At 70.8% G+C, this 12,408-nt stretch carries 7 protein-coding genes; 3 read left to right on the top strand and 4 right to left on the bottom strand.

What is annotated here, in order from left to right; all coding sequences use genetic code 11:
• Both AB0P08_RS09655 and AB0P08_RS09650 read left to right on the top strand, forming a co-directional pair.
• Complete coding sequence (locus tag AB0P08_RS09655; protein WP_363589603.1) at positions 1–984, top strand: FUSC family protein; 984 nt, start codon at positions 1–3, stop codon at positions 982–984.
• A gap of 90 nt (positions 985–1,074) precedes the next feature.
• Complete coding sequence (locus AB0P08_RS09650) at positions 1,075–3,660, top strand: winged helix-turn-helix domain-containing protein (protein WP_363589601.1); 2,586 nt, start codon at positions 1,075–1,077, stop codon at positions 3,658–3,660.
• 24 nt (positions 3,661–3,684) lie between these two features.
• On the opposite strand, the gene AB0P08_RS09645 is transcribed toward AB0P08_RS09650, so the two are convergent.
• From AB0P08_RS09645 to AB0P08_RS09630, 4 genes are all read right to left on the bottom strand, one after another.
• On the bottom strand, positions 3,685–6,027 hold the full coding sequence (locus AB0P08_RS09645) for an arylsulfatase (RefSeq protein WP_363589599.1): 2,343 nt from the start codon (positions 6,025–6,027) through the stop codon (positions 3,685–3,687).
• Positions 6,028–6,149: 122 nt separating this feature from the next.
• Positions 6,150–6,821: a GAP family protein gene (locus AB0P08_RS09640; protein WP_363589597.1), complete on the bottom strand. Its 672-nt coding sequence runs from the start codon at positions 6,819–6,821 to the stop codon at positions 6,150–6,152.
• Positions 6,822–8,501, bottom strand: coding sequence for a SulP family inorganic anion transporter (locus AB0P08_RS09635; RefSeq protein ID WP_363589595.1), 1,680 nt, complete (start codon positions 8,499–8,501; stop codon positions 6,822–6,824).
• A gap of 123 nt (positions 8,502–8,624) precedes the next feature.
• The gene (locus AB0P08_RS09630) at positions 8,625–9,761 is read right to left on the bottom strand and encodes an AI-2E family transporter (RefSeq protein WP_363589593.1); all 1,137 of its coding nucleotides are present in this window, start codon (positions 9,759–9,761) and stop codon (positions 8,625–8,627) included.
• Between the two features lie 127 nt (positions 9,762–9,888).
• Between AB0P08_RS09630 and AB0P08_RS09625 the strand changes: the two genes are divergently transcribed.
• Positions 9,889–12,396 carry a winged helix-turn-helix domain-containing protein gene (locus AB0P08_RS09625; protein ID WP_363589591.1) on the top strand — a complete coding sequence of 836 codons (2,508 nt, stop codon included), beginning with the start codon at positions 9,889–9,891 and terminating at the stop codon, positions 12,394–12,396.
• Positions 12,397–12,408: the final 12 nt, after the last annotated feature.

Raw genomic sequence — 12,408 nt, 5'->3', positions numbered from 1 at the left:
ATGATGGCGGCGCGCGGGGGACTGACGTGGCGGTGGTCGCGGTTCGGTCTCGGCGTCCTGTACGCCGTGCCTCCGATCGCGGTCGCACCGTTCGACCCCGCTCTCGCGCTGGCGCTGAGCATCGGGGTCCTGCCCGCGGCCGTCATCGGACTGCCCCCGCGGCGGCGGGCCCGCTCGGCGATCCCGGTGCTGGGGGCGCTGGTGGCGCTGGGGCTCCTGCTCGGCGCCACCCTCTCCCTCGTACCGATCTTCGCCGTGCTCGCCCTGGCCGTGCTGGCGGTGCTGGCCAGCATGCTCGCCGCGCGGGAGCGCGCCGGACAGCTCGCTCTGACCCTTGTCCTGCCCATGGTCGGGATCGGTCTGAGCTTCCCCCCGTCTTCGACGACGCTCCTTCTGGCGGGCGCGATCGTCACGGGTTCGATCTACGCGTGGCTCATCGCGCTGCTGTGGCCGGAGCACGGGGCGGGTGCGCGGGCCCCGGCGGCCATGCCCAAGGGGCGAGCCCTGCTGATCTACGGGATTCTCCTGGGCGCCGCCGCGGGGACGGCGGCCGCCATCGGCTTCGCGACCGGGGCCGAGCACGTGGGCTGGGCGACGGGCGCCGTGCTGCTCGTGATGCGTCCCGTGCGCGGGCAGCTCGTCCTCCGCAGCGTCGGTCGGGCGGCGTCGGTGCTCATCGGAGCGCTGGCGGCCGCCGGTTTCTCGTTGCTGTCTCCGAGTGGTGCGGTGATCGGCCTCGCGATCGGCGTCGTGCTGGGGTGTCTCGGCGCGGTCCAGGAGAGCCGGTGGTATGTCGCCCCCGCCTTCACGACCTTCCTCGTCCTCACCCTGCTGCTGTCGACATCGGCCGAATCGCCGACCGCGCGCTTCCTGGAGCGGACCCTCGAGACGTTCCTGGGCGTGGCCCTCGCGCTGTTCTTCGGGGCGTTGGTGCCGGCGTTGTTGGCGATCCGACGGCCGGTGCGCGCCGGCGTCACCGAGTGAGCCCGGTCCGCGATACCTCTTGCGGGACCGCTCCCACCATGCAATAGACTGCCCGCGAGGGGGAGCAAGATCGAAATCGGGGGGTTTCGAGTGCTGCACAGTGTACGGAGGGCGGGAACGGACGAGAGTCCCCGACCCGCTGCGGTGAAGGGCGAGGTCCGTCGAGAGCGCCTGCTCTCGCGATTGACGGCCGCGATGGACGGGCCGTGGACGCTCACGCTCGTGAGCGCGCCGGCAGGATCAGGGAAGACCAGGCTGCTGTTGCAGTGGGCGCAGGATCTCCGCGCCGATGCGGAGATCGCGCTCGTGTGGGTGGCGCTGGAGCGCGGGGAGGCGGACCTGCCGCTCGTGCGTGCGGCCCTCGAGCGGATCGACGATCCCGGCTTGCAGGACGCGCTGTCCCAGGTGTCCTCCCTGCGGTCCGCGGCCACGGCGCGGGCGCTCGCCCGGGCCCTCAGCGAGGCGAGGGGGCGCATCGTCATCGTCGTCGACGACGTGCACCGTGTGGAGGACGAGGAGACCGCGCAGCTGATCTCGACGTTCGTGCAGAACGCCCCGGGCAACGTGCACGTGGTGCTCTCCGGCAGAGGGACGAGAGCCATCCCTCTGGCGCGTCGACGCATCGCGGGGGTGGCACTCGAACTGGACGCCCGCGCGCTCGCGTTCGACCCGACCGAGGTCAGGGCGTTCTTCCGCACGCGGGGTATCCGGCTCTCCCAGGGGGAGATCAGCTCCGTGCTCTCCCGAACCGAGGGATGGGCGACCGGCCTGCAGCTCATGATGCTCGACGCCGCGGGGGCGCAGACCGTGCTCTCCCGTCCGCTCCGCGGAGACGCCCCCGAAGTCGCGGACTACTTCGTCGAGGAGGTCCTCGGCGACCTGGACGGCGAGCTCCGGTCATTCCTGGAGGCGACGGCGGTCGTGGAGACCTTCACCGCCGAACTCGCCGCAGTGCTCTCGGAAGCCGGGGCCGTGACGGCCCTGATCGACCGGTTGCTCCGCCTCACCGTTCTCGCGGGACCCGACGCCGCGGACCCGCCCCGCTACCACTATCCGCCACTGCTGCGGGAGTTCCTCCTCGGCCGGCTGCGGGAAGGCGGCCCCGACCGAGAGGAGCAGCTCCACCGTCGGGCGGCGGACTGGTTCGCCGCGCGACAGGAGCCTCTCCTCGCGTTGCGGCACGCGGTCCGCGGTGGGGAGACGGCCTGCACGACCGGCGTCCTGCGGCGCTGTGGGATGCAGCTCGTGCTGGACGGCCGCGCGGACGCGGTGCGGCAGGTGATGGCGGAGCTGCCGGCTGCCCTGCGATCGGTGCCGACGGTGCGGATGCTGATCGCCGCGGCGGAGTTGTCCTGCGGGGACCCGTCGGCCGCCGTGATCGTTCCGTCCGTCGACGCGGGGGAGTCCGACGTCGACCGTCGGTGGCGGCACGGGATCGAACTCCACACTGCGCTGCGACGGGGCGGGATCGCCGAGGCGCTCGACGGGGCGGGCGCCGCCCTCCGCGGCCTCAGCGGAGAGGAGCAGCTCGACACCTACGCCCTCCTGGAGGCCGCGACGGCGGAGCTCTACATCGGACGGCTGGATCAGGCGGAGGCGACCGCGCGACTCGCGGGAGATCTCGCGCGAGCGATCGGGGCGCGCGCGGCGGAGCTGCAGGCCGAAGCTGTCCTCGCCACCAGCGTGCTGTTCCGCGGGAGGCTCCGCGACGCCATCGTCGCGGGAGCCGCTCTCGAGCACCGCTGGCACGAGTTCGACGAGCCGGACAATCCCTTCTTCGAGGTGACGCGGGTCTGGCGCTTCTGGGCACCCTACGAGGGCATGCAGACCATCGACGAGGCGCAGACCCTGCACACGGCGGCGCGGGTGATCGCCGACGGCGGAGAGACCGCGATCGCGCGGGGCCTGCAGGGGATGCGCGGGCTGCTCGAGGCGGACCGGTCCGCGGATCCCTGCGAGGCGGCCGTGCGGCTCCTGGACACCCTGACCCCCCGTGATGATCTGCCGCTTCCGCCGCACTGGTACGCCATGATGGGGCCCTTCGCCGTCCATGCCTTCGACCGGCTGGGGGAGCCGACGCTCCGCGACCGTTTCATTGCGGACATGGAGGACGCGCTCGGGGATACGGGGGATGTGCTCGTGCTCCGCGCTATCGCCGCCGCGCACGACCGCCGGGACGGCATCGCCCGGGGTGCGCTGGCGTCGGTGCTGGAGGGGGCGACCCCGTGTCTGCTTCCTGCTTCGATGATCGACGCGTGGCTGGTGGAAGCCGAGCTCGACGTGCACGACGGGGAGCCGGATCGGGCGCAGTTGGCGCTCGCGACTGCCCTCGCCCTCGCGGAGCCGGAGGACCACGTGCGCCGCATCGCAGAAGCAGGACCCGTCGTGTCGCGGCTGCTCGCGGCCCGGGCGACGGCCGGGGCGCGCACGCACTTCGCGCATCGGGTGCGGGAGCGGCTCGCCGCCGCCGGTGTCCTCGTCGAGGAGGAGCTGACGCAGCGGGAGCGCATCGTGCTGAGCGCGCTGAGCCGGAACGCCACGCTGCGGCAGATCGCCCAGCAGGAGTACATCTCCCCGAACACGGTGAAGACGCACGTGCGGAACATCTACCGCAAGCTCGGTGTCTCGGATCGCGATGGCGTGACAGCGGCCGCCCAGGCCCTCGGATTGCTCTGAGGGCGAGGGCGGCCGCCGGGGTCCTCAGTCGCGGGCCATGGCCGCCGCCAGGTGCGCCTCCAGGTCGAGGTAGGCGTCGTCGGCGATGTCGAACACGACCTGGGCGATGCTCCCGCCGCGGAAGTCGAACCCGTACCCGTACAGGGACGACACGGGGTCGGCGCTGTCCCGCCCGATCGTCAGACCCTCGCCGCAGAGCGAGAAGTGGCCGAGGACGGTGCGGATCTGCTTCTCGTCGACCTTCTCCTCGTCGATGTAGAGGCGCGCGGGTCCGACGCCTTCGCGGTACTCGCCCATGCGCTCCTTGACGAACTCGACCCCGACGATGTGCTTCCCGGAGGTCGGGGCGGGTCCCGAGATGCGGTCCTCCGGCGGGATCCCGAGGAAGTTGTAGACGTAGTGCACCTGGCCGTCCTTGACCACCAGAGCGTGGCCGCCGAACCGGGAGCCGTGCGCGAAGATGACGCCCTCGGTGTCGGGCGTGAACTCGACCTCCGCCGCGATCTTGAAGGAGACGCCGTGGGTGTTCGCCGCCGACCGCTCCGGCACCTCGCTGGTCCCCGGATAGTAGACGAACCGGCCGGAGGGCGGCGCGGGCTGATGGAACTCCATCGCCACGAAGGTCTCGAAGTCCTTCGGGTTTCCGATGATCTGGAGGTCGTTCAGCGGGAGCACCGCGTTGGCCTTCGCCTCTTCCATCCAGAGCGCCTTGAGCTCCTCGAGCTTGTCCGGGTGCTCCGCGGCGAGGTTGACGGCCTCGGCGCGGTCGACGTCGCTGTGATACAGCTCCCACTCGTCCTCGTCGAAGTGCCCCGTGCCGCTGACCGGACCGTGCACCGTGACGGCCTTCCAGCCCTCGTGCCAGATGCCGCGCTGCCCGAACATCTCGTAGTACTGCGTCTCCTTCTCCGTCGGCGCCTCCGGGGTCGTGTCGAAGGAGTAGGCCATCGAGACACCGGAGAGCGGCGTCTGCTCGATGCCGTTGTAGACCTCCGGGAACTCGACGCCGCAGGCCTCGAGGATCGTGGGCACGATGTCGGTGGAGTGGTGGTACTGATGGCGGACCTCGCCGCGCGCCCTGATGCCGGCCGGCCAGTGGATCACCAGTGGGTCGCAGACGCCGCCCTGGTAGGTGTAGCGCTTGAACATCTTGTACGGCGTCGAGAAGGCCGCGGCCCACCCCGTCGGGTAGTGGTTGTAGGTGTCGGGGGAGCCGAGCTTGTCGACCAGGCGGAGGTTCTCGGCCTCGTCGTCCGGGTACCCGCCGAAGACCTTGCCCTCGTTGACGGAGCCGTTCGGGCTGCCCTCGCCGGACGCGCCGTTGTCGGCGCAGTAGATGATGAGGGTGTTGTCGAGCTGCCCCGACTCCTCCAGGTAGTCGACGATGCGGCCGACCTGGGCGTCGGTGTACTCGCTGAAACCGGCGTAGACCTCCGCCATGCGCGAGAACATGGCCTTCTCGTCGTCATTCAGGGTGTCCCAGGGGCGCACCTCGTCGGTCTGGGTGAAGGTGCCCTCGGGCATCGGGTTCAGCGCGGTGAGCTCGGTGCCCTCCGGGAGGATGCCCTTCTCGATCATCCGGGCGAGGACCCACTCGCGGTACGCCTCGTAGCCGTCGTCGAACACGCCCTTGTACTTGTCGATGTACTCCTGCGGCGCGTGGTGCGGGGCGTGGTTCGCGCCCGGGCAGAACCAGAGGTACCAGGGCTTGTCCGGCTCGGTCTGCTTGACGTCGCGGATCATCGACAGCGCCTGGTCGGCGAGGTCCTTCGAGAGGTGGTAGCCGTCTTCGGGGAGATAGGGCTGATCGATGTAGTGGTTGTCCTCGGCCAGGGAGGGGTACCAGTTGTTGGTCTCCCCGCCGATGAAGCCGTAGAAGCGGTCGTAGCCCTGCGCCAGCGGCCAGTGCTTCTTCGAGGCGCCGGCCGTCCATTCGTCGATCGGGACGTTGTGGTTCTTGCCCACCCAGAACGTCGACCAGCCGGCGTCGCGGAGGACGTGGGCCATGGTCGTGTTCGAGTCGGGGATGTGGGAGTTGTAGCCGGGGAATCCCGTCGACGACTCCGAGATCGTCGCGAACCCGTTGAGGTGGTGGTTGCGTCCGGTGAGGAACGTCGAGCGGGTGGGCGAGCACAGCGCCGTCGTGTGCCACTGGGAGTACGTCAGACCGTTCTGCGCCAGGCGGTCCATGGTCGGCATGTTGATCCGTCCGCCGTAGGGGGACCAGGCCGCCATGCCGGTGTCGTCGTAGAGGACGACGAGCACGTTGGGTGCTCCCTCACGGGGCTTCGCCGGGAGGAAGGCCTCCCAGTCCGCCTCCGAATCGCGGACGTCGAGTTCGATCCTGCCCTGGAAGTCACGGGCCATGTCCATCTCCTTCATCTCTGCCGAACCGCCTTTCCCCGCACAGTACTGCCGCGCGGGCGCCGTGGTCACGGATGCGAGCGGCGTTCATCCGGGTGATCTCCTCGGCCAGCCGGACGCTGTGCTCAGAAGCTGCCGATGCCCTTGCCGATCATGGACACGCCGATGACGAGCAGCAGCACGGCCATGATGACCGCGTTCTCGGCGGCGAGCCAACCGCGCAGGGCGTCGAGCGGCGCGCGAAGTCGTGCGGCGGCGACGAGATAGCCGATGACGGGAACGAGGACCGTCGATGCCCCGATCAGGGTGAAGACGGAGATCACGAGGATCGTGGAGCCCGCGTCCAGCGACGCGCTGCCGATGTCGACGCCGGCGCCGGCCGCCAGGAGGAGGTTCTTCGGGTTCACCGCCGACAGCAGGAGCCCGAGACCGAGGGCGGTGCCGAACGACATCGTGTCGATCGCCTTCATCCATGACGGCAGGACCGCGGGCTGCCCCGCTTTCGGGCGTTTGCGCCACTGACCGACGGCCAGGACCAGCAGCAGGAGGCCGAGGATGAGCTGGATGACGCCGCGGATCGGCCGGGAGGCGTCGGGATCCTCCTCCGGAAGCACGGCGGAGAGCAGGGTGAAGACGGTGACCGCGGCGACGATGCCCACGATCCATCCCAGGAGGAACCCGATGCTCGTGACCCGCGCCTTCGGGGACAGGAGCATGAGGATCGCGGCGATGATCGGCACGGGGCTGATCGCGACACCCACGGCGAGGGGGAGGATCTCCCCGATGACGGCACCCATTCAGCTGCCCTTCCTGTTCGGAGCCGGCGAGGCGGCATCGGTCGGCGAGAGGTCGGTGATCGCCGCGCGGTTGGTCGCGTAGACGGTCTCCCGGTCGAGGAGGCCCAGGGTGCGGAGGCGGCGGAGAGTGTTCGGACGGACGCGGCTGAAGGCCAGCGAGATCGACTGGGTGTCGAGCCACTCCCGGAGCGCCTGGAAGGCCTCGGCTCCGGTGACGTCGACGTCCGTGACGGCTTCCATGTCGATCACGACATGCTGGACGGCGGAGGGGCCCGCGGTGCGGACCGCGTCCTTCACGGCCGCGGAGAACACAGCGCCGTTCGCGAAGAACAGCGGGGCCGCGAGCCGGACGACGATGACCCCCGGTGCGGTGGTCGTGCCGGCGCGAGCATCCTCCAACAGGGATTCCCCGGGGTCGCCCGAGGTCTCCAGCACGTCGATCGCCGGATGGGAGGCGCGTTGCGCGAGATTGATGAGGGCGAGCACGAAGGCCACGACGATTCCCGCGATCGACCCGACGAACAGTGTCACGAGGAAGCAGACGGCACCGATGACGAACTCGAACCGATCCAGCCGCCACAGCCGGATGAAGTCGCGGATGCCGAGGAGCGGGATGATCGCCACGCCGACGATGGCGCCGATCGCCGGGGAGGGGATGTCGGCGAGGAGCGCGGTGCCGAAGAGCAGCAGCAGGAGCGTCCCGACCGCGAGCACGAGCGCGGGGAGCTGCGTGCGCGAGCCCGCCTGGTCCATCGCGGCGGTGCGCGAGGTCGAGGACCCGACCGCGAAGCCGCCCTGAGCGCCGGCCGCGACGTTCGCGACGCCGAACGCCAGCAGATCGCGGTTGGCGTGGAACGGGTAGCGGTGCTTCTCGGAGTACGAGCGCGACACGAGCAGGCCCTCCGCCGTGGTCACGAGGGTCAGGGCGATCGCGGAGGGGGTGAGGGCGAGCCACAGCGACCAGTCGATGACCGGCCAGGTGAGCGCGGGAGGGCCGGCGGGGACCTCGCCGAGCACATCCACGCCCCGTCCGTCGAGGCCGGTGAGGACGACCACGACGGTCGTCGCGACGAGCACGATCAGCGCCCAGGGGACGGCGCGGAGGTAGCGCTGTCCGACGAGCAGCACCGCGACGGAGACGGCGGCGAGGAGCACGGACCAGCCGTTGAGCGAGGGGAGACCGGTGACCAGCGCGACGACCTTGTCCACGAACTCCGCACCGGAGTCGATCTTCACGCCGAGCATCTTCGCGATCTGGCTGACCATGATGTCCAGCGCCAGGCCTCCGACGAAGCCGACGAGGATCGGTTTGGACAGGAAATTCGCGAGGAACCCGAGCTTGAAGACGGCGAGCAGCAGGAACATCCCGCCGCAGAGGATCGCCTGGGCGAGGGCGAGGGTGGCGTAGTCGGCGCTCCCGGCGACCGCGAGCCCGCCGATGGAGGAGGCCACCAGCGCGGCGGCGGCGGCATCGGGGGAAGCGACCAGCTGACGCGACGACACCACGAGCGTATAGACGACGGTCGGGATGATCAGCGCGTACAGTCCGGCGGTGGCGGGGAGCCCCGCGATCTGCGCGTATCCGATGTTGAGGGGGATGGCGATCGCCAGAAGGGTGACTCCCGCGGTGAGCTCGGTCGCGAGGTTGCGTCGGGTCAGCCCCGCGAGCGGACGCGGCATCCGGTCTCCCTTCCCGCCCGATGGATGGTTCCGGCTTCAATATGGCATCGACGGCAGCCGACGACCAGAGGGTCGAAGAGCCTCGCCCTGGTGATTTCGGATGAACGTGTCGCCCGCGCCGCGTCAGCGTCGTCGGAATCGGCGTCGGGTGGGCACCGCGGAGGGCTCAGGGGTCGGAGCCGGCGCCGGGAGGGCGGTGCGGTCGCCGCTCACCCAGCGCACCCACGTGGAGCCCGGGTCGCCCTCCAGGACGAGGGCGCGCACGAGCAGGGTGAGCGGGATGGAGAGGATGGCGCCGAGCGGCCCGATCACGAAGGTCCAGAAGATCACGGAGAAGAAGCTCAGCGTGAGGCTCAGGTCGACGGCGTCGCTGACGAACTTGGGCTGGACGAGCACCTGGAGCACGACGTTGACCACGCAGTACACGGCGATGACGCCGAGCAGCAGCGGCCAGCCGCCCACCACGAAGGCGAGGATCGCGGGCGGGATGAGTCCCAGCACGAAGCCGATGTTCGGGATGAAGTTCGTCACGAAAGCGAGGATCGCCCAGACGACCGGGGCGGGAACGCCCATCCACCAGAGCGCGAGGCCGTCGACGATCGCCACCACGGCGCCGAACGCGGCATTGACGACGTAGTACCGGCGGACCCCCGTCTGCAGGCGGGCGATGCGCTGCAGCGCCGGGCCGTGCGTGGCGCCGAAGAGTGCAGGTGCCGTCCGGTAGCGAGCGGCATCCGCCGCGAGGAAGATGATGTAGGCGCAGACGAAGAACAGGGCGGTGGTGACTCCGAGCACCGCGCTGCCCAGGCTCCCCGCCACACCGAGCAGGGTCTCGGGGTCGAGGACCGAGGCTGCGGCATCCGCCGCCTCCTGATCGAGTCCGAGGGACTGCAGCCAGGCGACGATCTGATCGGCGGCGCGCACCAGCCCGTCCTGAGACGCGAGGTCGCCGACCAGACGGGCGAACTGGGTGCCGGCGAGCCACAGCAGCGCCGCCATCGCCAGAAGGATCACGTAGGCGAGCACGATCACGGCGGTCGTCCCCACCCAGGCGGGCCGACCGGGGCGCTGGAAGGGACGGCGGATCGGTTCGCAGATCACCACGATGACGATCGCGAGGGCCAAGGGACCGAAGACCTCACGCGCCAGCGAGACGCCGGCGAGGACGATCGCGCTCGCCGCCAGGATCAGCAGGGTCCGCAAGGCGGGCGAGGACGCGCGGTCTGCCGCGGGGCCGGAAGGAGTCGGGAGCGAGGTCACGCGGCCAGCGTAGTCCCCGGCACTTTCATCCGGGTGATTGCGGGCCCACCCCCTGGAAGGGCGCTCGGGCCCGTGGTTTCGTGTTGCCATGCCGCCTCCCGTACGTTCCACGAGGCCGGGACCGGCGATGCGTTTCCGGCCGCCCGCCCCGCCCGTCGGCGTCCTGCCGCGGGAGCGCGTGACCGCAGCGATCACGGCGGCCGTGGAGGCCGACGGGGTGACGGTTCTCAGCGCGCCCAGCGGCTACGGCAAGACGACGGCGGTCATGGCCTGGGCGGTGGCGCGCGACGACGTCGCCTGGCTCACGCTGAGCGCCTCGGACGACGATCCCGCGCTGCTGACGTCCGGGGTGGTGAATGCGCTGGCGCTCGCCGCCGAGCGCATGGGGCGCGCGTTCGCCGTCCGCCGCGATATCGAGGATCCGGTGCGCGCCTACCGGCAGATCTGCGCGGCGCTTCAGGACGCCGAGCATCCGATGCACCTCATCGTGGACGACGCACACCGTGCCGGCGAGTCCTGGCGGGAGGGACTTCTCGGCCTCCTCGCCGATCAGCCTCCGGACGGACTGCACCTCGTCCTCGTCGGGACCACGTTGATCGAGGTCACCCTGTCCCGCCATCGACTCATGCATCCCGGATCGTTCGTCGGCGTGGAGACGCTCCGGTTCTCGACGGACGAGATCCGTCGTCTGCTGCGGTCGGTGCCCCGAGGTCTCGATGCGACCGCCGTGCGAGAGGAGACCGGCGGGTGGCCCATTGCGGTCCGGCTCGTCCTCGTGGGAGGTGCGCTGCCGTCGACGGCCGCGTCCACGGCCGCGTCGTTCCTCGGCGAGTACGTCCGCGAGCACGTGCTGGACGCGTTGCCGCCCGCGCTCGCCGACTTCGTGCTCGACGGCACCGCCTGCGCGGAGCTCACCCCGGAGACCGCCGCACTCGTGACGGCGAGGGAGGACGCCGCCGACCTCCTGGAGAGCTGCGTCCGACTCGGCCTCTTCCTGGACCGGTTCGACGGCCCGAACGGCCCGACGTACCGGTGGCACCCCGCGTTCGCGCGTCGGTGCGCCGACCTCGCGCGGACGGATGCCGCCCGTTTCGCCACCGTGCACCGCCGGGCCGCCCGTGCTCTGGAGCACACGGATCCGATCGCCGCCGTGACGCACGCGCGGCGCGCCGGGGATCGCGCCGGTGCCAGGGCCATCCTCCTCCGGCACTGGTTGGGCCTCGTGGTCGGCTCCTCGGCCGGCGACGTGGAGCGGACGGCGACGACTCTCCTGCGCGACAACCCGGACGATCCGCACCTGCTGCTCGTGCGAGCCGGGGCCAGCGATGTCCTCGGGGACCATCGCGTCGCCCGGGAGCTGTGCCGACGGGCCGAGGCCATCCTCGACCGCACGCCGGGGGAGGCCGCCCCTGCCGTCCTCCTCATCGTCCGCCTGCTGCTCGCAGAGTCGTCCGTCGAGGTGGCGGTGTCCGGTCCCGAGATCCGCGCGCTGCTCGATGCCGAGGACGACAGGATGTACGGCGGTCGGGTGGCGCTCAACCACCTGCTGGGGTGGACCGCGCTGCGCAGTCGCGAATCGCCGGACCTCGCGATCGAGTACTTCTCTGCGGCGGCGCGCGAGGCGCAGGAAGCGGGCGACCGGGAGCTCACGTCCCGCGCTGTCGGACATCTCGCCTATGGCCTCGCCACCTCCGGCCGGCTCACGGAGGCCGCGACCGTGCTCGCCGAGACTGAGAGCACCCGCGAGACTCTTCTTCCGCGGAACACCTTCGCGCGCGGCAGCGCCATGGCCGCCGCGGGGTGGGTCGCGTACTGGTCCGGCGAGGCGGAGGAGGCGGTCCGGATCTTCGACGCGGCACGGGAGGAAGCCGCATCCGGCCGCGACCTCGCCGGGCATGCACGCATGATGGGCGCCTATTCGGCCGCGCTCACAGGAGACCCCGCGATATGTCGCCGGGCGGCCATCGGCGTGCAGGAACTCCCCATCGACGTCGTGCAGGGGGTGGCGTGGCCGGCGTTCCGAGAGTCGTCGGTGGCCCTGCTCGAAGAGGCGGTGGGGCGGAGGGAGCGCGCACTGCGCATCGCGAAGAAGTACGCGAGCGGTACCGACCTCCCGCTCGTGGGCGTCGCCCTGTCCGGAATCCTGCGTCGCGCCGAGGATCACGCTGCGGCGCTGGAGATGCTGCGATCGTTGCGGGGCGCCTCCGAGCTGTCGTACGTCAAGGCCGCCACCTTGATCACCGCGGCTGCGCTCCGGAGGGCGACCGGCCACCAGGAGGACGCGCATGACCTGTGCGAGGCCGCACTCGCCGTCGCGTCCGCGGAGAACCTCGTCGTGCTCTTCGGTCCGCGGGAGGCCGCGGTGCGCCGGCTGCTGCAGGCGCATGTGCATCACGGCACGCAGTTCGAGGAATTCATCGAGACATGCCTCGCCGTCGACGCGGTCGGATCCGTGACCGATCGGCTGTCGGAGCGGGAACGCGACGTCTTCCACCAGATGCAGACGGCGCGCACGCTGCCGGAGATCGCGCAGGAACTCTCCGTGTCGGTCAACACGGTGAAGACGCATCAACGCGCGATCTACCGCAAGCTCGGGGTGTCGTCCCGGCGGGAGGCCGTCCACGCCATGGTGTGAGCGGTGAGCCGT

Origin of the sequence: Microbacterium meiriae (genome assembly GCF_040686935.1) — a bacterium.
Classification (GTDB): Bacteria; Actinomycetota; Actinomycetes; order Actinomycetales; family Microbacteriaceae; genus Microbacterium; species Microbacterium meiriae.
The sequence above is the reverse complement of the archived record's forward strand: the minus strand, read 5'-3'. Positions and strand labels throughout refer to the sequence as shown.

Coding starts and splice junctions, on each gene's coding strand:
- AB0P08_RS09645 (WP_363589599.1), bottom strand. CDS start 6,027: ATGGCCCGTGACTTCCAGGGCAGGATCGAACTCGACGTCCGCGATTCG.
- AB0P08_RS09635 (WP_363589595.1), bottom strand. CDS start 8,501: ATGCCGCGTCCGCTCGCGGGGCTGACCCGACGCAACCTCGCGACCGAG.
- AB0P08_RS09655 (WP_363589603.1), top strand. CDS start 1: ATGATGGCGGCGCGCGGGGGACTGACGTGGCGGTGGTCGCGGTTCGGT.
- AB0P08_RS09625 (WP_363589591.1), top strand. CDS start 9,889: ATGCGTTTCCGGCCGCCCGCCCCGCCCGTCGGCGTCCTGCCGCGGGAG.
- AB0P08_RS09640 (WP_363589597.1), bottom strand. CDS start 6,821: ATGGGTGCCGTCATCGGGGAGATCCTCCCCCTCGCCGTGGGTGTCGCG.